A 22,237-nucleotide genomic window follows, 5' to 3' on the forward strand; every position below is an offset into this window, starting at 1 on the left:
GGCAGCTTAGAGAGAATTTAATGCAATGCGGCAAAGACGCAAGAGATTCGTGGAAGTTTTTTTTAGGGGCAGGAGGCAACCGCCTGGTCAAGGGCCTCCGGCAGTCGTTTTCCCTGGACCGGGTCAAAACCGCATTCCTGCCAGATTTCTTCGCTTTCCATGCAGAAATAAAGACAGGTGGCGGGATGGACCCGTTCACTGATGTGCTTGAGGAGATGTTGGTAAAGTTCCACTCGCTGTGAGCGGAAATAGCGGTATTTGCCGTCAAGGCCCAGGACGAATTCTTCATGGAAGAACTTTGAATTCGGAAATCGGGTCAGGGCGATGGGGCGCAGGGCCGGTAAAAAACGCAGTGCGCCAAGGCTGATCCAGACAATTTTTTCGGCCGGTACCGTGTTGAAAAGTTTGCTGATGGTTGCGGCGTATCCCTCCTGCCAGCCGGGATGATAGATGATCGGGTCAAAATGGAATGCCAGTTTGTACCCCCACCTGGCGCATTGTGCCGCGGCATCCAGTCGTTGGTCAAGGGTTGCGGTCTTGAACTCTTCGCCTTCCATGACGGCCTGGCTGTTGAGCGACCAGGAGACGATGGTGCGGCCGCCGTGATCAAGATCTTCCAGGTGGCCGATGGAGGCGCTTTTGGTTTTCAGCTCAAGCACCCCTTTTGTCTTGTCGCTCATGAACGGCACCAGGATTCTGCTTAATCCGGTGAGGGAATCAAGGGCCAGGCTGTCGGTAAACTCGCCGGTACCGATGCGCCAGAACTGATTGGTGGCGCTGAAGGCCAGTTCAAGTTCGGCCACCAGGTCTTCCACATTGACAAAAAAGGATATCCATGGATTGTTGAGATAGGCCTGCAGGATGCAATAGACGCAATCCATGGGGCAATTCATGCCGATATTCAGCACCTGGTAGTCGCAGCAGCAGTATTGCTTTGTCCCGGGACAGGGCTTGAAGAAACTTCCTTTGTTGGCGCAGAGCAGCAGGTTCTGTTTCCCGGTGGTCAGATTGCGGGGATAGGCGGCTGCGTCAAGGATCGGCATAGTGCGGTCAGCGATTATTTCCACCGGTATGCCGCTTGCCCGCTGCAGGATTTCCCGTGCATAGGGCAAGTCGCGGCAGCTTTCCTCCAGGAAAATTTTGCGGATAAATCTTGCCGGATCAACCGGGCGGTGTTTATAGTTGTCTGATTTCAACATCTCCTGACCATACCTCACGGCAAGTGGGCCGACAAATAAAAAACAAGAAAAAAATGAAAGTCATTGATGGCCTTGTCGCCGCACACCTCTTCTTTCGCAGAATTTTTTTATATTGCCTGTCCCTTGCCTGCCCGCTTTTGTTTCTGCAGTCGGCCTTTCCCGATTCTTGCCTTGCCTCCTCGCTTCCGCTGCGCGATGTCCTGGTTCTCCACTCATTTCATAGCGGCCTTGCCTGGACGGAGAGGGTTAATCAGGGCATCGAGGAGGTGCTGCTGGCCAAGGACAGGCAGGATATTGAACTGCATATCGAGTACATGGACGCACTTCGCCGGGGCGGGAAAGAAAATTTCCCCGCCATCCACCGTTACTTGCAGGAGAAGTACGCGGATATGCCGTTTGCGGCGGTGATCGGCGTCGACACCGCAGCCGTCAATTTTCTCCAGGAGTATCATGCCCGGCTTTTTCCAATGACGCCCGTGCTTTATTGCGGCGTTTCCTGTCCTGAAAACGAGCCGCGGTATACGAATTTCGTCGGGGTGTGCGAAAATATCGACCTCGTCGCCACCATTGAGGCGGGGCTCCATCTTTATCCCGGGACCAAGGATATCTATGTCATTAACGACCGAAGTGTCGACGGGCTGATATATGATGCAATCATCCGGCGCAGCCGGGATTTTTTTTCCGGCAGGGTCACGCTGCACATCTGGGACGACTTGACCATGGAGGAGCTGCAGCAGAAGGTGCGGGAACTGACCGCCGGCAGCCTGCTTGTCATGGTAAATTTTACCAGTGACAGTGAGGGGAAAACCTTTTCCTACGAACGCGGCATGGGACTTATTTCGGCCAAGAGCAAGGTTCCCATTTTTTCCATGTGGAATTTTTATCTGGGAACCGGCGTCATGGGCGGAATGATGGTTGACGGTGTTGCCCAGGGCAGGGATGTTGCCAAAAAGGTCGTTGATGTCTTCATGGGGGAACCGGTGGAAAGTCTCGTTGCGCTCAGCGTGCCGGATAATCAGTTGATATTTGACTATAACCTGATGAAACGTTATGAAATTTCTTACGGATCACTGCCGGAAGGAAGCGTCGTTACCGATGAACCGCAGTCCATTCTCTGGAAATACAAAAAAATCGGCTTTACCGTCCTGGGGTTCGCTCTTGCGCTTGAGGCAACGGTAATCATTCTTTCCGTTGTCACTTACAGGAGCAAAAAAGCGGAACAGATGCTTGAGGAGCTGGTGGAAAAACGCACCCATGAACTGACCACGGCCAATGAAAAGTTGAAAGGGGAGATCCATGTGCGTAAAAAAATCGAAGAGGCGCTGCGGGATTCCGAGGAAACCCTGCACCAGCTGTCGATTAATCTTCTCACCATTCAGGAGAATGAACGGCGGCGTATTTCCTTTGAGCTGCATGATGAACTGGGCCAGTCCCTGGCGGCTTTGAAAATGCAGGTCGGGTGTCTCGAAAAACAGCCTGAGGCAAAAAAACAGGAGTTTTTACTGGCCGGCTGCCGGGAGTTGCGTGAAAGCATCAATCTCATCATCGAAAATGTTCGCCGTCTGTCCCGAGATCTCAGCCCGGTGGCTCTTGATGATCTCGGAATCGACGCGGCTCTCGAATATCTGATAACCAATTTTGCTAAACTCCATGAAGTTGAAATTTTTATGGATCTCATTGAAATAAATCATTTTTTCGGCCAGGGAGAGCAGCGCCTCATCTACCGGGTGATTCAGGAATCGCTTAACAATATCGGCAAGCATGCCCATGCCACCCATGTCAGCATCAAGATCGAAAAAATGAAAAATCGCATCTTTCTCATTGTGAAAGATAACGGAACTGGTTTTAATGCGGAGGAAGATTTGGCTCGAAAAAAAACGGAGAGGGGAATGGGACTTACCGCCATGGAGGAGAGGGTCCGTATTCTCCACGGTGTCATGGATATTGACAGTGAAACGGGAAAGGGAACGACCATTACCGTCAGTCTGCCTGTATAATTGCGTGAATCAGGGTTTGGAAGGTTGCGAGGAAGAGGATGAAAAAGTACCAGGTGCTGCTTGCCGATGATCATGTCCTGATTCGGCATGGCATTAAAAAGATTATAGAGTCCGAACCATCGCTTGAGGTTATCGGTCAGGTGGGAGACGGACTTGAGTTGCTGACCATGATGAAGGTCGTCACTCCTGATATCGTGCTGCTCGATATATCCATGCCGAACCTGCGCGGCATTGAGGCCATCGGCGAGGCAAAAAAGATCTGCCCGAAAGTGAAAATCGTTATTCTCACCATGCATAAGAGCAAGCAGTATCTTTGTCACGCCATTTCCGCCGGTGCCGACGGCTATGTGCTGAAGGAGGACTCCGACAGCGAGCTGCTGACCGCAATCGATGAGGTGTTGAAGGGGAAGATTTTTGTTTCGCCCGTGCTGTCAAAAGAGCTGTCTTCTTCCGATGTCGACGCCTGCCGCAAAAAGAAAAATATTCCCTCCGAATCATTAACACCCAGGGAAAGGCAGGTGCTGAAGATGGTGGCGGAAGGCAAAACGAGCCGCGATATCGCCGAACTTCTGTCCATCAGCACGCGAACGGTGGAGCACCATCGGGCCAACCTGCTGCGAAAATTAAACATCAACAATACCGCCGATCTTATCAAATACGCCATCAGGAAAGGATACGTCCTGCCGAATTCCTGATTGGTCGTATTCGTCACATAGCCCCCCTGGATTGACAGGTCAAATGGCGCGGCCGGCCTGCCGGGCATGGCACGCCGGACCGGTCGACAAGCATGGCCGGTGGAGCGAATTCGACCGATTCTCCCTATCCCATTGATTTAAAAAAAACTCTTGAAAAAGTCTGATTTTTTAAAAGGAAAATCTTTGACATTCAATCTATCTTGTGCTTTCATCTCTACTGACATACAATATTTGGTGTGTTCGTTTGTTTCGACGCCGTCGTTTGATGATGAGTTCACGAAAATTTAATACCGGCATGGTCAGTAAAAAAATCCAGCTGTTCGGTCCGTCGATTGCGAGGCGATCTCGGCATCCTTCTGCGGCTGCAGAGCATGCGGCCCGGCGGTTGGATTTTTTGCAGCACCGTTAACATGAAGAAAAGATAGGGAGTAAAAATATGGGGAGAAAAATGGAGACTGGCAAAATGAAGATTCCGGCCGGAGCAACTGCACCTCAATTTGCTGATAACGCGTTGTCCGTCCTTGAACGCCGGTATCTGATGAAGGACGAAGACGGCAATGTCATTGAGACCCCGGCACAGATGCTCTGGCGTGTTGCTCGTTCCATTGCCGTTGCCGACAGGATTTATGATCAGGATGCGGACATAGAGGGACTTGCCCTATCCTTTTATGAAATGATGGCAAACCGTGACTTCATGCCCAACTCACCGACCCTGATGAACGCCGGGCGCGATCTGGGCCAGCTTTCCGCCTGCTTCGTCCTGCCGGTGGAAGATACCATGGAGAGCATATTCGAGGCGGTGAAGCAGACGGCCCTGATCCACAAGAGCGGCGGCGGCACCGGTTTTTCCTTTTCCCGTGTCCGGCCCCACAATGATCTTGTTCATTCCACCCGGGGCGTCTCCAGCGGACCTCTTTCCTTTATGTCCGTTTTTGACTGCGCCACGGAAACCATCAAGCAGGGCGGCACCAGAAGGGGCGCCAATATGGCCATGCTGCGGGTCGACCATCCGGACATCATGGATTTCATCAAGGTCAAGTCCGACCTCAAGGTGCTCAACAACTTCAATATCTCCGTTGCCGTCACCGATGCCTTCATGGAAGCGGTGGAAAATGACGAGGAGTATGACCTGATCAATCCCCGCAACAACGAGCCGATCAAGAGACAGAACGCGGTCAAGGTCTTCCGGCAGATCGTCAAGCAGGCCTGGTATTCCGGTGAGCCGGGCATTGTTTTTATCGACCGGATGAACGAGGACAACCCGACCCCGGAAGTGGGGATGTTCGAAAGCACCAACCCCTGCGGCGAACAACCCCTGCTTCCGCATGAGTCATGCAACCTCGGTTCGATCAATCTGGCCAATATGGTGGTGGATGGCGTCATCGATTACAAAAAGCTCGGTTATACGGTCGGCAAATCGGTGCATTTCCTTGATAATGTTGTTGATGTCAACCGCTATCCCCTGCCTCAGATCGAGGAAAAAACCAAACAGAACCGCAAGATCGGTCTCGGCGTCATGGGTTTTGCCGATATGCTGCTCAAGCTCTCCATTCCCTATTCCTCGCCGGAAGCGCTTGAAATTGCCGACAAGGTCATGAAATTCGTTGATAACACGGCATTGCAGGCCTCGATCGGCCTGGCCGAACAGCGCGGTTCATTTCCCAATTTCCCCAAGAGCATCTACGGGAAAAAGAATCCGGATGTGCCGGTGCGCAATGCCACCCGGACCACTATTGCACCGACCGGCACCATCAGTATCATCGGCGGCTGTTCAAGCGGAGTGGAACCCCTTTTTGCCGTTTCCTATGTGCGCCGGGTCATGGATAATGACGAGTTTTTCGAGGTAAATCAGGTTTTTGAGGAGGTCGCCCGGGTCAACGGCTTTTATTCGCCCGAGGTGATCAAGAAAATTTCCCACAGCGGAACCGTTCAGGGGATAGAGGAGATTCCTCTTAAATACCGTCGTATTTTTGAAACCGCCCATGATATCAGTCCGAAAAATCATCTTGATGTCCAGGCCGCCTTCCAGCGCCATACCAACAATGCGGTTAGCAAGACCATCAATTTCAGCCATTCGGCCACCATTGAGGATGTCAAGGAGGCATTTATGCTTGCCTACAAGCTGCGCTGCAAGGGGGTGACCATATATCGTGACGGCTGCCGGGAAAATCAGGTGCTCAATATCGGCAAGACAGACCAGAAGAAGGCTGCCCAGGCAGAAGCGAGCCGTCCGGTGAAAAGGGACCGGCCGCGCAGATTGAACGGTTCCACCTACCAGATGACCACCGGTTGCGGCCCGATGTATGTCACCATCAACGAGGATGGGCAGCAGCAGTTTTTCGAACTGTTTAACACGGTGGGCAAGGCCGGCGGATGCGCGGCCAGTCAGTGCGAGGCCATCGGTCGTCTTGTTTCCCTTGCCTGGCGGAGCGGAATGCCGCCGGAACCGATTGTCAAGCAGCTCATCGGCATCAGCTGCCATAAACCGGCAGGGTTCGGCAAGAACAAGGTGGTTTCCTGCGCCGATGCCATCGCTCAGGCCATTCGGCAGCATCTGGAAAAAAATAACGGCTGCACCGATGAAAACCTGTCCGAAAAAGGCATGTTCGGCGCCTGCCCGGAATGCGGCGGGGTTATCGAACACGAAGGCGGATGTTGTGTCTGCCATTCATGCGGCTATTCCGAATGCGCGTAACAGCGCGGATGCGAGATGAAAAAAGCCTGAAAGCCGGCCGGCTTTCAGGCTTTTTTCATGACCGACGCTTTTTTTCAAATTCCTTTGCCGGCTGTCACTGCAAGATGTGCATTTCAACAGCCCTTACGGCATCAGCGGCGGAACTGGTTATTCCCCCTGTGTAGCCTGACCCTTCGCCCAGCGGATACAGGTTTTTTATAGTGACCGATTCGAATTTCTCATTGCGTTTAATCCGCACCGGAGATGAGGTGCGTGTTTCAGCGCCTATCAATATTGCCTGATCTGAAATAAATAACGGCACTTCTTCTTTCCATTTGGTAAATGCGGCCAACAGCTCCGAAACCACAAATTCCGGAAAGATGTCTTTCATATCGGCCGGGGAAACCCCCATCTTGTACGAGGTTTTATTCAAACCGGCTGAACTTTTTTCCCCCAGGAAATTCATTAAATTCTGCGCTGGAACCTTTCCTTTTTCTCCTGCCGCCTTAAAAGCTTTTCGCTCGATATTCTTTTGAAACTCTATCCCGGCCAACGGACAGATGGATTTGTAATCATCGGCATGGCACGTTACCACCAGCGCCGCATTTGAAAATGCCGATGCCCTGTGTGAATAACTCATCCCGTTGACAACCGTCATGCCGTGATCGGATGAGGCATTGATTATCTCGCCCCCCGGGCACATGCAGAATGTGTAAACACCCCGCCGAATTTTTCGATTGGTATAATTCAGAGAATAGGTGGCAGCCCCTAACCCAGCGAAATTTTTATATTTATCGCCATACCGCATAAGATTGATGGTTTCGACGGGATGCTCGATTCTGATCCCAACGGAAATCGGTCTCTGCTCCATGGCAACACCTTTGCCGTGCAGCATCGCAAATGTGTCGCGGGCGGAATGTCCTAACGCGATGAAAATACTTGAAGAGAGATATTCCTTCTCGCCATTGATTATAATACCCGACGCCTTCCCCTCCGATATCAGGATATCCGTCATTTTTGCGCCATAATGTATCTCGCCGCCTCTTTCAAGGATATGACGCCGTATGTTGCGAACAATTCTGCACAACACATCAGTGCCCAGATGAGGCTTGCTGATGTAACCTATTTCCGCGGGCGCCCCGAATTTGATAAAGGTCCGCAGCACCCGATTGACATAGCTCGTATTATTATTTCTTCGGGAAAAAAGCTTGCCGTCCGAGTATGAACCGGCACCACCTTCGCCGAATTGGATATTTGACTCAGAGTCTATCTCCCGTTCTTGTATAAATCTTTGGATATCAACGGAACGGTCCTCGATTTTTTTTCCTCTTTCAAAGATGACGGGTTTAATCCCATACGCAATAAATTCAAGAGCGGCAAACATGCCGGCAGGACCGAAACCGACGATGAGAGGCCGGTCCGGCAGCTGTTTCGCCTTTCTCGTTTCTTTTATCTGTCCGGTATATGCCGGGAAATTCTGCTTGTTGTCAAAGTCGTCATCAGCAGCGACAACAAGAGTGATTTTATAAAAAAATTGCTCTTTGTCGCTCGCATCAAGGGATTTGCTGAGAATGTTTTTGATATGTATCCTTTCTTCGTCAATTCCCATTTTTTGGGCCGCTGCACAGACATACGCATCAAGACCGTCTCTTTCGACGGGAATTTGCAAATTACCGATTATGAGATCCAAAAAATACTCCTTTTTCTGTTATTTCAGCGGTACAGGGGAACAGTGAAAAATTCTTGCGCTCCGTCGCCCCACCTGGCTTAACGCTCTTTTCTCCATCGGAGAGCGGCCCTCAATCCTTCCTGGGCGACCCTTCTGCCTTGGATTTCGTCAAACAGTGCAAAATTTACCGCATTTATTGCATCAACATTTCTCTTGCCCGGATCGGCAAAAGCGTGGCGATGAAGAACTTCATGGAAAATAGCTTTAAATTCCTGCAACCGGTTTTCCGTGAAAATTTGCTGAAATTGTATTTCTGGTTCGACTGCGTACCCGAATTCATCGAGACGCTTGAGGATATAGGTGAGGGTTCTGATGGTCAGCTTAAAACCAAAAGCCTCTTCCAGGGAGACTTGCAGGGCGGAGGGGAATGCCGACGGGGCGGGTTCATCCGCGCGGATCTCCTGGGAACTTGTTGTAACGGCAATCGGCGTCACCGGCTTCCCTTTTGCTTTTCGGGTTTTCAAGAGCCTGTGGGCCTCCACCTGGCGGCATAAATGTTCTGCCTGCAGCGCCGCGGCTTGAAGGTAGGCGCTCAAATTGTAGAAGCCTGCGTGAATATAATCAGGAAGCTTATCTCCGCGTCGACTGAATACATACCGGTATTTGTGGTCAATTTCGCCCCACGCCTCTTCCAGAATAGTCCGCAGTTGAAACTCAACCTGAAGCCCTTGCAAGTCGGCTGGGGCGCCCGAATTTTCACCGAGCTCCACCTGGTAATGAATGGATGAGTATCCACTGTATCGAAGATCGAGGCCCTCCGGAATCGCCTCCCCGGGATTTATCGGCAGCACGAATGATCTTTTGTGCGTCGGTTTTCGAATGAATCGTAAGATTTTTTCCTCGGCCAAAAGTTTGAGATATGCCTCAACTCGCTTGATATCTGAAAGGCGGAGACAGATAAGCCTGATTCCGAGGAGGTCGCCGATTCTTGTCTGGAAATTTTTTGGGATTATAGGCTCCGTGTCACCATCGAGTTCCCTGTTTTCTTTGTCGATTTTCTCTATGAGCCTTACATTATCCTTGATGCGATAGGTAATGGTGTGAAGATTTTCCTTTGGCGCCGAAGGATCATCCCTGATGAGATGCACAATGTACTCCGCAAATTTCTCGTATTTTTCTTTTTCCTTGAAAAACGCGATTAAAATATCTTCTTTCAGGCGTTTTCTCATGTGTCGGATTTCCTGTGGAAATCCCGGATTTGTCCGGGAGTAACAAGTTTGTGTCGGCCGTTTTTTTAAGCAGTATTGTAATAAAATACAAATGACTTGGTAAGGCTGAAATTCTTATGCCGTCATAACCGGTGTGCGTGAAGCACAACCACAACGAAAATATTCAACCCATTGCCATCATAACACGATTATCAGGCGATCTGCTTCATTCTTTCAGTGACGGGACTGATGCCGGTGCGGACAAAACAAGAGAATCCATTATTTTGTTTTGACACCTTTATTTTATGCTACAATGGGTATATTACAAGCTCCAGCGGTTTCGTCGGTTTTTGGAAAAAGGGAGTGCTCTCTTCCGCCATCTTCTGCCTCATTTCCGGCAAAAACGTGGTGAAAAGCGGGAGCAGGTGATCTGCGCGGTACGTGATGGACTCAATTCATCATGCGCGAAAAAAGCCGGCTCTTTTCGCCGGCATGCTTTGTTTGACGGGCGGATTGATCCCGTGTATTAATTGTGCGCGGCAATGGCCGATAATCCGTGTGCCGGTTGTTGGTGATTGTCGGTTTGCGATAATTATGATAATTTGAAATGAGATGTTTTTTGTTGCTTTTGCCTTTTTCGAACGCCTGAGCTTTTTATTTGTGAGGGTGGTCTCAGCTGCTTCCGGGCAACCCGCAAATTCGAAGATGCGCTGAAAGAAAGACTTTTTACATTACAGTAATGGATACGAGGTATGGATCTGGGGGAAATCGGTTTTAATCAAACGCATGACGTGACGGTTCTGGTTGTTGATGACGATAGACTGGTTCTGGAGGCACTGCACCTGCTGGTTGAGTCATACGGCTACAAATGCCTGACCGCGGTCAACGGTAGTGATGCCGTTGCGAAGCTGAAAGACGCCGCCGTTGATATCGTGGTCACGGACGTGGTCATGCCGGAGATGGACGGATTGCAGCTCCTCTCCTACATCAACGACAACCATCCTGATACCGATGTCATAGTCGCCACCGGCTATACTGATAAGGCAAGCTACGCGGATGTTATCCGGGCGGGCGCCATTGATTTCATTAAAAAGCCGTTTGAACGGGATGAGCTGGAAGCAAAATTGAACCGGGTGGAACGGGAACGCAAGATGATCCGTAAGCTGGAAAAGCTTTCCCTGTGCGACTCCCTCACCGGACTGAACAACCGCCGCTCCTTTGACCTGAAGCTGGCGGAAGAGGTGCAGCGTGGTCATCGTCAGGATTTTCATGTTTATCTGGCCCTGATTGATGTGGATAATTTCAAGGGGTACAACGATACATTCGGTCATCCGGCAGGCGACAAGGTATTGAATGCCGTGGGGATGATTCTCAATGACTGCACCCGGCATAATGTGGATTTCACCTTTCGTTACGGCGGAGATGAGTTCGCCGCCATCCTTACCCAGATCAGCCGGGAACAGGCGATAAAGATCACGGAAAGGGTTTTGCATAATTTTCAGCACGCCGGATTTGCCGGAACCAGTCTCAGTGTCGGGCTGGTGCACTGCCGGCGTGATGAAACCCTTTCCTGGCCGGAAAACGCTGCCGTCATGATCGACCGGGCCGACAAGGCTCTCTACCGGGCTAAAAACGAAGGAAAAAACAGGGTGATCGTTGATTTGGACGATTGATGACGGATGCGCTCATATATGTTCAAAAAAGGCAAAACAGGGGCCAGGGAAACTCGACCTCTGTTTTGCCTTTTTGTTTAAACAATAAGGAAAATGGATTCCCCTGTGAAAAAACAAGTAAACCGTTATTCTTCCCATGCCTTTGTTGCCGTTGTCACGGCTGTCTGGGTTGGACTGGTTGCCGCTTCATTTTTCTGGAACTGGCGGCAGGAAGATAAATCCATCATCGGTTTTGCCACTGCCGAAGGGTATGCCACCTTTAACAAGGATCTCGTCTTTCGTCGCTGGGCGACCAGCCACGGCGGAGTTTATGTCGCGCCATCGGAAAAGACGCCGCCGAATCCTCACCTGTCCCATATTCCGGACCGGGATGTTGTTACCACATCGGGCAAGAAACTGACTTTGATCAACCCCGCCTATATGACGCGTCAGATTCATGAAATGGGCACGGAGCAGTATGGTGTGCAGGGCCATATTACCAGTCTGAATCCGATCCGGCCGGAAAATGTGCCGGACGAGTGGGAAAAGCAGGCTTTGCAGTTTTTTGAAAGAGGAACAACAAAAGAAGTCAGCTCTTTGGTTGAGATCAATGGCGAACCGTATCTGCGCTTCATGCGCCCGATGATGACCGAGATGGGCTGCTTGAAGTGCCATGGCGCCCAGGGATACAGGGTGGGCGATATCCGCGGTGGGATCAGTGTCTCCGTGCCTTTTGCTCCCTATTTGGAAATTGCCGCTGCGAACAGAAAATCACTTTTTTGCTGGCACATTCTTCTCGGATTACTGGGGGGAGTCGGCCTCTGGGCGGGAGGGCGTCAGTTGCGGCGCACCCAGATGGAGCTTGTTTCCTCGCAGTCGGAATCGGAACGTCTTGCAACGCGTGAGATGATCCTGTCAAGCCTGGGGGAAGGTGTTTTCGGCGTGGGGATGAATGGGGAGTGCATGTTTATTAATCCGGCGGCCCTGGCTATGCTGGGGCATGAAAAAGATGCGGTCCTGGGTCGGGACACCCATTCGTTGTTTCATCATTCCCGTGGGGATAATTCAGTGTATCCGGAAGAGGAATGTCCGGTTTGCTTGACGCTGAAAGACGGCAAAACGCGGGAGGTGGAGGATAGTTTTGTCGGCAAGAACGGGGTTGTTTTTCCTGTGCACCTGTTGGTGACGGCCATGCGGCAACAGGCGGAAATCATAGGAGCGGTCGTCTCGTTCAGGGATATCACCGATATCAAGGAGGCGCACGACAGACTTTTCCGTTCCCAGCAGATGCTGCAGCTTGTGCTGGATACCATTCCACAACGGGTCTTCTGGAAAGACCGCGGTTTGACCTATCTCGGCTGTAACCGCAGTTACGCCGCTGATTGCGGTTTTGCCGGGCCGGAGGAGCTCATCGGCAAGACGGATTGTGATCTTTCCCTGTGTGAAAAAACGGAAATTTGTGATACCGATGATTGTCAGGTGATGGACTCGAATCAGTCCAGGATAAATTATGAGGAGTCGATACGGCTTGCCGGCGACAGTCTGGTCTGGAGGCGCACCAGCAAGGTGCCCCTGTGTGACCGACAAGGTTCTGTTTTTGGTATTCTCGGCGTTTACGAAGACATCACCGAACGGAAACAGGTTGAAATGGAGCTGCAGGAAACCCTTGATTTCAACCGAAAGATCGTTGATGAATGTCCATCGGGTATTGCCGTTTATCGGGCTGAGGGACAATGCGTTATCGCCAACAAGTCGCTGGCAAAGACCGTTGGCGCCCTGGTGCCGGAGGTGCTGGCGTTGAATTTTCTGCAAATTGCGTCCTGGAGGCAGTCCTCCATGTTGGAAACGGCGTTGCAGGCTTTGGAAACCGGCATGGTTCAGCGTTGCGAAGCGGATATTGTCACCACTTTCGGCAAGCGGGTAATGCTTGACTGCGAATTTGTGCCGATTAAAAGGTCTGGGGTGCCGCATTTATTGTTGATGACCAACGATATCAGCCATTTCCGCGAAACGGAAAAGGTGTTGACCGAGGCCCGCCAGGCTGCCGAGGATGCAAATCAGGCCAAGGGTGAATTTCTGGCCAACATGAGCCATGAAATCCGGACGCCGATGAATGCCGTGCTCGGTTTGATCCGACTCGTGCTCGATACCGATCTGAGCCCGCGCCAGCTCGATTATCTGCGCAAGATCCAGGCTTCTTCCCGCGCCTTGCTCAGTATTCTCAATGATATCCTCGATTATTCGAAGATTGATGCCGGCAGATTGGAGCTTGAATGTGTTGATTTTCATCTCGATGACGTGTTGCATGGGGTTGGTGATCTTTTTTCCTTTGTTGCCGAAGAAAAGGGGGTGGAGATTTTTATCGAGGTAAAGCCCGATGTGCCGATGCAGCTTAAGGGCGATCCGCTTCGCATGGGGCAGGTTTTGAATAATCTGGTGGGCAACGCGGTCAAATTCACCAGCCGGGGTGAGATCCATGTCAAGGTGGAATGCCTGGAACGCACGGCCCGCTCCTTTCTGCTTCGTTTCAGTGTGCGGGATACCGGCATCGGTATCGCCGAGGAAACGAAAGGCAAGCTCTTTCATGCCTTCAGTCAGGCGGATGGTTCCATTTCCCGGCGATTCGGCGGCAGCGGGCTCGGGCTTGTCATCAGCAGAAAACTTGTGACGATGATGGGTGGGGAGATTGCGGTGGAAAGCGAGCTTGGCCGGGGAAGTGAATTTTCCTTTATCGTCCAGCTTGAACCGGCTGCCGGACTGCCTGTCCTGTATGATCCCGGCAAGCTCAGGAATATGCGGGTGCTGGTGGTGGATGATCAACCGACCTCGCGGCAGATTCTGCGGCAGACATTGGCGTCATGGTCTTTTGATGTTGTCACCGCGGCATCCGGAGATGAGGCGATGGCGGCCATGATGCAGGCCGGTCGGGAGCATCGCCCTTTTGAGCTTTTTTTGCTGGATGGGAAAATGGAGGGTGTTGACGGACCGGCCGTGGCCGCGGCAGTGCGGGATGAAACAAAGCAGGGCAATCAGCCGCGTGCCTTTGTCATTATGATGTCTTCGGCGTCTGGTGTGGAACATCTGCGGGAAACAACCGTCAATCTCCATCTTGATGAAATCCTGATCAAGCCCTTTACCTCCGCCGGTCTCTTTGATGCAATCTTCCGCATCCAGAATCGGCAGGCTGGGGGAGAGCAGCGGCGGGATTTCGGCCGCAAAAGGGGGCTGACCGGCAAACTGGCGGAGATTCGCGGCGCCCGCCTGCTGCTGGTGGAGGATAATGAACTGAACCAACAGGTGGCGCGGGAATTGCTCGAAAAGTTCGGTTTTCTGGTCGATATCGCCCAAAACGGTCTCACCGCCATAGGGATGGTGGAGGCGGGGCAGTATGATGCCGTGCTCATGGATCTGCATATGCCGGAGATGGATGGTTTTGAGGCGACAAAAATGATCCGGGCCGCCGACTGGGGGAAAAACGTGCCGATCATTGCATTGACCGCCGCGGCCCTGGCCAATGAAAAGCAGGCCTGTCTGGCGGCGGGAATGAATGATCATGTGGCGAAGCCCCTGGAGCCTGATCAATTAGCTGAAGTTTTGCTGCAATGGATCCGGCCCGTCGGACGGCGGCCGAATTCGTCGAATGGTGTTTTCTTAAGCGAACAGGCGAGTTTGAATTACATACTGCCGGATTCGCTGCCCGGTTTTGATCTTCCCGCCGCCGTGGATCGAATATGCGGCAACCGGCCATTGCTGGCCGGGCTTCTTGTTTCTTTTGCCGGAAATCTTGCCGCTGATCTTGACCAGTATACCGCCCTGATGGATGATGGGCGACTGTCGGAGGCGTCACGGGTGGTCCATCGTGTCAGGGGGACTTCCGGCAGCCTGGGCGCCATGGATCTGTATCACGCCGCGAGCCTTCTGGAACAAGAGCTGAAAGCCGGCTCCAGCGTTTCTTCCACACGATTTGTCGAGGCGCTTCGGGCGGCGGTACAGGCAGTTCAGGCAAACATTTCCTTGCCCAGGGTCCACGGTGTTCCTCGCCCTCTTGATCGAGCCGCCATAAATGAACTTGTCCGGAAGGTGCGGACAATCTTGGCCGGCTATGACGTGGTGCCGGACAACTTGCTGCAGGAACTCAACGGCGTGCTCGCCGGTCATGTTGATGACGAACTTCTGGATGATTTGCGGAAGCAACTGCATAATTACCGGTATGATACCGCTTTAAATCTGCTTGATAAAATAGCATCAACCTTTGCCGTTGGATCGGAAGGAGAGGGGTAATGGCCGGAGTGAATCTGGAGGATAACGCAAAGCAAGGGCCGGCGCCGCCCGGCAAACCTCTGGTGCTCATTGTCGATGATCATCCGGTGAATGTGCGGATGCTGGTCGAGGCACTGGGCGATCTCTATCGTCTCAAAATCGCCACCGACGGTCGGATCGCTCTCAACGTCATTGCCATGGACGAGCGGCCTGATCTGGTGTTGCTTGATATTGTCATGCCGGAAGTGGACGGGTATGAAGTGTGCGCACGTCTTAAGGAGGACCCGGCAACCGCCTTGATTCCGGTTATTTTCATTACCTCGCTTGGCCAGGTGAGTGAAGAATCCCGAGGGCTTGCCCTGGGCGCCTCAGACTACATCTCCAAGCCTTTCAATATGGATGTTGTCCGTCTCCGCGTGGCCAACCATCTTGCCATGAAGCGACAACGGGATCTGTTGCAGCAGCAGAAGGAAAAACTTGAAGAGGCGCTTGAAAGGGTCAAACTGTTAAGCGGTTTGCTGCCGATCTGCGCCAGCTGTAAAAAAATTCGAGACGACAAGGGTTATTGGAAACAGATTGAGTCGTATATCAGGGATCATTCGGAAGCGCGATTCAGCCATGGCATCTGTCCGGAATGCCTGAAAAGGTTTTATCCGGATATTGCGGAAGATGTTCTTGCCGAAATGGGCAAAGAAGTGAAGAAATGAGTTATTTTTTTTCTTCATCGCATTCAACCGTCATTGAGCATTCCCCTTCCTGTCTGAAAACAGGCACATTGCTTTGGTTGTCTGGTTCGCTTTTTTGCAGGTAAAGAAGCGGATCAGCCAGATAGCACGACTGTTGGACATAGCTGATTATCTCCTTTTCTCCCCGAATGATTGAAAATCCTGATGGTGTTTTTTCCAGCAAAACCGGAATGGTATCGATGCCGAGCAGTTTGAGCAGAAGTTTATTTAATTCCGGATCATAGGAATCGGTACGTTGCAGGCTGCCGTTCAATACCTCGTCGCCTATCTTTTCAATAGGGTTGAAGTGGAAATTGCAGCTGGTGCAGCCTTCCAATGCCGTGATGACGTTTTTGCAATGGGGGCAATCCGCGGAAAAAAACAGATAGAGCTCTTTACTGGGGTTCGAGCAGAGGCGAATGCCGTAGGTGCCGTTGGTGATGGTCTGTTTTTTGGACAGCAGGGCGGTGGGGCCGTAACTCAGCATGGATGAAACGGCAAAGATGCCGACGAGCAGGGCGGTTCCCGCGATGATCTGCCTGCGACCCGCGAGGATAGTAAGCAGGAAGACGAAAGCAAAGATGATCAGGCAGTAGGAGCAGAATGTTTCGGCGACGTAAATCTGGTAGGAGAGCAGGACACCTTCCACCGCAAGCCCGCTCAGGAGAAGCAGCCGGGCAAGGTCAAGGCATGAATTTTCCTTTTTGCGGGCCAGATAAAAAATCCAGCACACACACTGAAAAAAAATGAAACCGATGAGATTGAAGAGGAGGGGGCTTATTTTTGTCAGGTTTTCAACCACCCTGCACCCTTCGTTCAGGCATGCCGCCTCTCCCTTGAGGATTATCAACAGGAGCTGGACGCCGATCAGGACGCTTGCCCCAAAAGAAATATATGAAATGCGTTTCAGGTTTTGTTTGTTCATGACGGTTCTTTGGTAACGCTTTGTTCCCTTGGTAGAGTGGTGGCGGTGATCGGTGAAATCGTCTTTGTTCATTGCGCCATTGTTTTCTCAATTCTACAAAATACCCCAGCTTATTTTTTAAATCCATTTTTTCCTTGCATAATGTTTTTGGCGGACTAATATGACCACCTGGTCACATTATGACAAAACAAGGCGCAACAATACGAAATACCTTCAATAATCTGCCGTTTGAAAAGCAGGAGAAAATAGTCGACGCGGCGGTGGGCGAGTTTGCCCGGCAAGGATACCGCAAGGCAAGCATCAACACCATTGTCCGGGAAGCGGGGATTGCCAAGGGATCGCTTTATCAATACTTCGCCAACAAGGAAATGCTCTTTTTTTTCGTCTTTGACCGCTTTACCGGGCTGGTGAAGAAAACCGTCAAGGAGGCCGGAACCGGGGGGAAAGAGGATTTTTTTTGCCAGGTCAGAAAGGTATTACTGGCCGGACTCCTTTTTATTGATCGCTACCCTGACTATTTTCAGATTTATCTGAAGGTTCTTTTTGAGCACGACGTGCCGAACAGGGAGTCGCTCCTTTCCCAGGTGCGGCTTTTTTCCCAAGAATTTTTTGGCCCGCTGTGCGCAGCGGCGCAGGGACGGGGAGCGATACGGCGGGACATCCCTTTGCCAATGATGGTTTTTATCCTTGATGCCGTTCTTGACCGTTTTCTGCAGAGTTACGCCCAGCGCTCCCTTGACTGCGGATTGGAACTTGCCGGCAGAAAACACGACGAATTAACCGGTCAGATTGATCTGGTGCTGCAGGTGCTGCGGGAGGGACTGGCGGCCACTTAGATTTTGGATCGCGGATTGCGGAATGCGGATTTGATTGACTTTCATGCCATTCCCCAGCCTTAAGAAGAAAGAAAATAAATCATTTCATTATGTAACTCAGGTAACTCGATCATGGACTCATACATCAAAAAGGCAGGTCTGGGAGACATCCTGGAAAAGATAGCGGCAGGGGAGCGGATCAGCGCGGACGACGGCATCAGGCTTTATCGATCGCCTGATCTGCTGGCGGTGGGATACCTGGCCAACATGGTGCGGGAACGGAAAAACGGCAATAACGCCTATTTTATCTATAACCAGCATATCAATTATTCCAACATCTGCACCAATCTCTGTAAATTCTGCGCCTTCGGCCGGCCGAAAGACTCGGACAAGGCATATGAGATGAGCCGCGACGAGGTGGGTGCCAAGGTGCGGGAGCGCTTGGCCGAGCCCGTCAGTGAGATCCACATGGTGGGGGGGATCCATCCGGATCTGCCCTTTGCCTACTACACCGGACTTCTCCGGGAGATTAAGGCGATCCGGCCGGATATTCATGTCCAGGCCTTCACCTGCGTGGAGATCGATCACTTGGCCAAGCTTGCCGGCAAACCGGTGGACGAAACCCTGCGGCTTCTCATGGAGGCGGGGCTTGATTCCATTCCCGGCGGCGGAGCGGAGGTGTTCAGCCCGCGGATCAGGAAGCTGACCTGCGAGAAAAAATTGTCCGGCGAGGGGTGGCTCGAGGTGGCGAAAACCGCCCATCGGCTGGGGCTGAAAACCAATGCCACCATGCTCTACGGCCATATTGAAACGGTGGAGGAGCGTATCGACCATCTGGCCGCCCTGCGTCAGGCGCAGGGTGAGACGGGAGGTTTTCTCGCCTTTATCCCCCTGGCCTTTCATCCGAAAAACACCGAAATGGCCAATCTTTCCCGCACCTCCGGCATGGATGATCTGAAAAACCTTGCGGTGGCCCGTTGTTTCCTTGATAATTTTCCCCACATCAAGGCCTACTGGGTGATGATCGGCCCGAAAATGGCCCAGGTGGCGCTTTCTTTCGGGGCGGACGATGTGGACGGCACCGTGAAGGAGGAGATCATCACTCACATGGCGGGCGCGGACACCGAACAGGCCATGTCCATTGACGAGCTGGTGCGGCTTATTAAGGAAGCGGGCCGCATTCCGGTACAGCGCGGCACACTTTATGATGTGATAAAGACGTATTAGTCTGACTGGTCCGATAGACGGTTACATTTGACCAGTAAGACAAATAAGACCAGCCGGACTAATAAGACCAGTCGGACCAATAAGACGGGAATTTCGTATGAAAAATATAATTGAAAAAGTCACCACGGGTCAACGGATCAGCGGCGATGAGGGGCTTGCCCTGCTGCGCGAGGGGGATCTCTATCAGCTCGGCATGCTGGCTGATTCCATCCGCAGGCGCAAGCATCCCGCGCCCATGGTCACCTATGTGATTGACCGCAACATCAACTACACCGATATCTGTATTTCCGCCTGTAAATTCTGCGCCTTTTACAAGGCCCCGGAAGATGACCGGGGTTCCCTGCTTTCCTTTGCCGAACTGGGTCGAAAAATTGAGGAAACAAAAAGTCTGGGCGGCACCCAGATTCTGCTGCAAGGCGGGCTTCATCCGGACAAGCCGCTGGAATATTATGAGGAGATGCTGCGTTTTATCAAGGGGCATGATATCCATATCCATGGTTTTTCGCCGCCCGAGGTGTGCCATTTCGCAACGCTCTCCGGTCTTTCCGTGGCTGAGGTGCTGGTGCGCCTGCGAGGTGCCGGACTTGATTCCATCCCCGGCGGCGGAGCGGAAATCCTGTCCGACCGGGTGCGCCGGGAAACGGCGCCGCGCAAATGCTCGGCCGATGAATGGATCGGGGTGATGGAGGAGGCCCACCATCAGGGGATGCGCACCACCGCCACCATGATGTTCGGTCATATCGAGACCCTGGAGGAACGGATTGAACATCTGCAGCGGGTGCGTGACCTGCAGGATCGCACCGGCGGCTTCACCGCCTTTATTCCCTGGCCCTTTCAGCCGGACAACACGGTGTATGCCCATCTGCCGAAAACCACGGCCTTTTCTTATCTGAAGATGCTGGCCTTTTCCCGTATTTTCCTGGACAATATCGATAATATCCAGGCCTCCTGGGTGACTCAGGGGCCGAAGATCGCCCAGATTTCCCTCTTTTTCGGGGCCAATGATTTCGGCAGCACCATGATCGAGGAAAACGTGGTGGCCGCGGCCGGGGTGAGCTTCAGGCTGACGGAGGAGGAAATCCGCCGGATCGTGCAGGGCGCAGGTTTTGAACCTCGGCAGCGCACCATGGATTACACTCTGGTGTAAGGGGACGCTGATGAAAATCCTCCACCGTGCGCCCCTGGTGGTGCCGGTCATATCTCCCCCAATTGAAAATGGTGCGGTGCTGGTCGAAAACGGCGTCATCGTCGCGGTGGATCGTTTTGCCGTGCTTGCCGGGACGGCCGCGGTGCGGGATCATGAAGGATCGATTCTGATCCCTGCCCTTGTGAACTGCCATACCCATCTCGAGCTTTCCCACCTCGGCGGTCTTGGCCGGGAGCAGAGGGCAGGGGAGGACATCACCGACTGGATCAGCCGTTTGCTTGCGCAAAGAGAGGCGAGCGGGGTCGATCCGCTCGTTGCGGGCCGCCGTCAGCTTGCCGCCTTTCATGCACAGGGGGTGGCCTGTCTTGCTGATATCGGCAATCTGCCGGCCAGCCGTGACATCGGTCAGGGAGCGGCGCTCAAGGTCTTCTTTTTTTTGGAAATGCTGGGGCTTGGTCACGACGCGGCTGAGCATGTCATGGGCCGTCTTGCCGAAATTGATTGTGACTGCACCGCCCATGCCCCCTATTCGGTGCACCCGCGTCTGCTCCGGAAGCTCAAGGAACGCAGCCTGCGGCGCGGTCATCTCTTCCCCATTCATGTGGCGGAATCGGAAACGGAAATCGTCTTTCTCAGGGACGGCAGAGGGCCTCTGCGGGATTTTGTCCGGCAGCGCGGCGTTTGGGACGGTTCTTTTCAGACGCCCGGTTGCGGGGCGGCAACCTATCTTGATCGGCTGGGCGTGATGGATGAGCGCACCCTCTGTGTTCACGCTGTGCACCTGACCGATGAGGAGATAGCTCTTCTGGCCTCGCGCCATGCCAAGGTTTGCCTTTGTCCGGTCAGCAACCGGTTTCTCGGGGTGGGCAAGGCGCCGGTTGCCCGGATGCTTGCCGCGGGACTGCTGCCCGCGCTTGGTACCGACAGCCCGGCCAGCAATCCGCTGATGAGCATGTGGGAGGAGATGCGCCTGCTGTGCGAGGATCATCCGGGGATTGATCCGGCGGATGTTTTCCGGATGGCGACCATGGGTGGTGCCCGGGCTCTTGGTCTTGACACCGGCGGAACTCTTTGTCCGGGGAGTCGCGTTCCTTTTCTCGCAGTGCAGGGCCGAGGAGTGTCAGGGGCGGATGTCTATGAATTCCTGACCGGAGTCGGAAATTCGGCACGGGTTGGGTGGGTTGGGGAGGAAAGAGGATGACGACGGCGCGCATCGGCATGGTCAATTTTATCAACACGGCGCCACTTTACGTCATCTGGCAGCAACGGGTGAAGCGCACGGACTGGCAGGTGGTGGAAGGGGCGCCCAGCACATTAAACCGCATGCTCTGCAACAACGAGCTTGATCTCGGTTTTGTTTCAAGCCACGAGTATGGGGCCAACCCTCATCTTTACCGGGTGCTTGACGGGCTTTCCATCAGCGCCACCGGCCCGGTGGGCAGTGTTTTCCTTTTTTCCGGGATCGCCCCGCAAGAACTTTCCGGCAGGCTGGTCGGTCTCTCCGCCCAGTCGCAGACCTCCAACGCCCTGGTGAAGATCATCCTGGAGGAGTTTTTGGGGGTAACGCCCTGCTATGCAATCAACAAGGACAACGGCAACAGGCATGATGTGGTCGCACAGCTCGCCATCGGTGATGAGGCGCTTCGTCTGCAGCAGCAGGGAGACTTTCCCTTCTGCCTTGATTTGAGCCACGTCTGGCAGCAGCACACCGGACTTCCGTTTGTTTTTGCCGTCTGGGCGGTGCGGGATGATTTTTTCCGGCGCCATGAGCAGACCGTGCACGAGATTCGCCGGGAACTGCTTTTCTGTATCGAGGAAGGGAAAAAAGTATTGCCCGCCGTCTGCCGGCAGGTAGCGCCGCGAATCCCCATGGATGTCGAGTCCTGCCGCCGCTACCTGAGCGGCATCGAGTATGATCTTAGTCCGCGCAAGCTGCTGGCCCTGGAGCTTTTTTTTGATTATCTTATCCGGCGGGGGGAGCTGCCGGCAGCAGCCTTGCCGGTTTCTTTAGTCTGACCTGTCTGAACGGTCTTGCGGTCTCACT

General features: G+C 52.8%; 16 protein-coding genes. 12 read left to right on the forward strand and 4 right to left on the reverse strand.

Going from position 1 to position 22,237, the window contains the following annotated elements:
- Positions 1-62: 62 nt before the first annotated feature.
- Positions 63-1,199 (reverse strand): DNA photolyase, encoded by a 1,137-nt coding sequence (locus BM485_07175; protein ID OKY75511.1) that lies wholly within the window; start codon positions 1,197-1,199, stop codon positions 63-65.
- A 23-nt stretch (positions 1,200-1,222) separates the two neighbouring features.
- Between BM485_07175 and BM485_07180 the strand changes: the two genes are divergently transcribed.
- The 3 genes from BM485_07180 to BM485_07190 all read left to right on the forward strand — a co-directional run bounded on the left by BM485_07180 (position 1,223) and on the right by BM485_07190 (position 6,586).
- On the forward strand, positions 1,223-3,196 hold the full coding sequence (locus BM485_07180) for a hypothetical protein (protein OKY75512.1): 1,974 nt from the start codon (positions 1,223-1,225) through the stop codon (positions 3,194-3,196).
- Positions 3,197-3,234: 38 nt separating this feature from the next.
- A complete protein-coding gene (locus BM485_07185) occupies positions 3,235-3,891 on the forward strand; it encodes a DNA-binding response regulator (protein OKY75513.1) in 657 nt (218 codons plus the stop codon).
- 463 nt (positions 3,892-4,354) lie between these two features.
- Positions 4,355-6,586, forward strand: coding sequence for a ribonucleoside-diphosphate reductase, adenosylcobalamin-dependent (locus BM485_07190; protein ID OKY75765.1), 2,232 nt, complete (start codon positions 4,355-4,357; stop codon positions 6,584-6,586).
- 94 nt (positions 6,587-6,680) lie between these two features.
- Here the strand turns inward: BM485_07190 and BM485_07195 are convergent, their stop codons facing one another.
- Positions 6,681-8,255: a dehydrogenase gene (locus BM485_07195; protein ID OKY75514.1), complete on the reverse strand. Its 1,575-nt coding sequence runs from the start codon at positions 8,253-8,255 to the stop codon at positions 6,681-6,683.
- Positions 8,256-8,332: 77 nt separating this feature from the next.
- On the reverse strand, positions 8,333-9,463 hold the full coding sequence (locus BM485_07200) for a GTP pyrophosphokinase (GenBank protein OKY75515.1): 1,131 nt from the start codon (positions 9,461-9,463) through the stop codon (positions 8,333-8,335).
- 228 nt (positions 9,464-9,691) lie between these two features.
- On the opposite strand from BM485_07200, the gene BM485_07205 reads away from it, so the two are divergent.
- From BM485_07205 to BM485_07220, 4 genes are all read left to right on the forward strand, one after another.
- The gene (locus BM485_07205) at positions 9,692-9,871 is read left to right on the forward strand and encodes a hypothetical protein (GenBank protein ID OKY75516.1); all 180 of its coding nucleotides are present in this window, start codon (positions 9,692-9,694) and stop codon (positions 9,869-9,871) included.
- Positions 9,872-10,194: 323 nt separating this feature from the next.
- Entirely contained in the window at positions 10,195-11,115 is a 921-nt protein-coding gene (locus BM485_07210; GenBank protein OKY75517.1) for a hypothetical protein, read from the forward strand.
- Between the two features lie 93 nt (positions 11,116-11,208).
- Positions 11,209-15,375, forward strand: coding sequence for a hypothetical protein (locus BM485_07215; GenBank protein OKY75518.1), 4,167 nt, complete (start codon positions 11,209-11,211; stop codon positions 15,373-15,375).
- Positions 15,375-16,061 (forward strand): hypothetical protein, encoded by a 687-nt coding sequence (locus BM485_07220; GenBank protein OKY75519.1) that lies wholly within the window; start codon positions 15,375-15,377, stop codon positions 16,059-16,061. Before BM485_07215 ends, BM485_07220 begins: the two co-directional genes overlap by 1 nt.
- A 1-nt stretch (position 16,062) precedes the next feature.
- Here the strand turns inward: BM485_07220 and BM485_07225 are convergent, their stop codons facing one another.
- On the reverse strand, positions 16,063-17,004 hold the full coding sequence (locus BM485_07225) for a hypothetical protein (GenBank protein ID OKY75520.1): 942 nt from the start codon (positions 17,002-17,004) through the stop codon (positions 16,063-16,065).
- Between the two features lie 179 nt (positions 17,005-17,183).
- Here BM485_07225 and BM485_07230 point away from each other — a divergent pair, with 179 nt between their 5' ends.
- The 5 genes from BM485_07230 to BM485_07250 all read left to right on the forward strand — a co-directional run bounded on the left by BM485_07230 (position 17,184) and on the right by BM485_07250 (position 22,209).
- Positions 17,184-17,840 (forward strand): hypothetical protein, encoded by a 657-nt coding sequence (locus tag BM485_07230; GenBank protein ID OKY75521.1) that lies wholly within the window; start codon positions 17,184-17,186, stop codon positions 17,838-17,840.
- 111 nt (positions 17,841-17,951) lie between these two features.
- Positions 17,952-19,046, forward strand: coding sequence for an aminofutalosine synthase MqnE (locus tag BM485_07235; GenBank protein OKY75522.1), 1,095 nt, complete (start codon positions 17,952-17,954; stop codon positions 19,044-19,046).
- Between the two features lie 97 nt (positions 19,047-19,143).
- A complete protein-coding gene (locus BM485_07240; protein OKY75523.1) occupies positions 19,144-20,193 on the forward strand; it encodes a dehypoxanthine futalosine cyclase in 1,050 nt (349 codons plus the stop codon).
- Positions 20,194-20,203: 10 nt separating this feature from the next.
- Entirely contained in the window at positions 20,204-21,394 is a 1,191-nt protein-coding gene (locus tag BM485_07245) for a hypothetical protein (GenBank protein ID OKY75524.1), read from the forward strand.
- On the forward strand, positions 21,391-22,209 hold the full coding sequence (locus BM485_07250; GenBank protein OKY75525.1) for a hypothetical protein: 819 nt from the start codon (positions 21,391-21,393) through the stop codon (positions 22,207-22,209). Before BM485_07245 ends, BM485_07250 begins: the two co-directional genes overlap by 4 nt.
- The last annotated feature ends 28 nt before the right edge of the window (positions 22,210-22,237 follow it).

It is taken from the genome of Desulfobulbaceae bacterium DB1, assembly GCA_001914235.1.
Taxonomy (GTDB): Bacteria; Desulfobacterota; Desulfobulbia; order Desulfobulbales; family SURF-16; genus DB1.

What these genes read in the sequence shown, in the direction of transcription:
- BM485_07175 (OKY75511.1), bottom strand. Translation starts at nt 1,199, where the DNA reads ATGTTGAAATCAGACAACTATAAACACCGCCCGGTTGATCCGGCAAGA.
- BM485_07185 (OKY75513.1), top strand. Translation starts at nt 3,235, where the DNA reads ATGAAAAAGTACCAGGTGCTGCTTGCCGATGATCATGTCCTGATTCGG.
- BM485_07190 (OKY75765.1), top strand. Translation starts at nt 4,355, where the DNA reads ATGAAGATTCCGGCCGGAGCAACTGCACCTCAATTTGCTGATAACGCG.
- BM485_07200 (OKY75515.1), bottom strand. Translation starts at nt 9,463, where the DNA reads ATGAGAAAACGCCTGAAAGAAGATATTTTAATCGCGTTTTTCAAGGAA.
- BM485_07205 (OKY75516.1), top strand. Translation starts at nt 9,692, where the DNA reads ATGCCGGTGCGGACAAAACAAGAGAATCCATTATTTTGTTTTGACACC.
- BM485_07210 (OKY75517.1), top strand. Translation starts at nt 10,195, where the DNA reads ATGGATCTGGGGGAAATCGGTTTTAATCAAACGCATGACGTGACGGTT.
- BM485_07215 (OKY75518.1), top strand. Translation starts at nt 11,209, where the DNA reads ATGGATTCCCCTGTGAAAAAACAAGTAAACCGTTATTCTTCCCATGCC.
- BM485_07220 (OKY75519.1), top strand. Translation starts at nt 15,375, where the DNA reads ATGGCCGGAGTGAATCTGGAGGATAACGCAAAGCAAGGGCCGGCGCCG.
- BM485_07225 (OKY75520.1), bottom strand. Translation starts at nt 17,004, where the DNA reads ATGAACAAACAAAACCTGAAACGCATTTCATATATTTCTTTTGGGGCA.
- BM485_07230 (OKY75521.1), top strand. Translation starts at nt 17,184, where the DNA reads ATGACAAAACAAGGCGCAACAATACGAAATACCTTCAATAATCTGCCG.
- BM485_07235 (OKY75522.1), top strand. Translation starts at nt 17,952, where the DNA reads ATGGACTCATACATCAAAAAGGCAGGTCTGGGAGACATCCTGGAAAAG.
- BM485_07240 (OKY75523.1), top strand. Translation starts at nt 19,144, where the DNA reads ATGAAAAATATAATTGAAAAAGTCACCACGGGTCAACGGATCAGCGGC.
- BM485_07245 (OKY75524.1), top strand. Translation starts at nt 20,204, where the DNA reads ATGAAAATCCTCCACCGTGCGCCCCTGGTGGTGCCGGTCATATCTCCC.
- BM485_07250 (OKY75525.1), top strand. Translation starts at nt 21,391, where the DNA reads ATGACGACGGCGCGCATCGGCATGGTCAATTTTATCAACACGGCGCCA.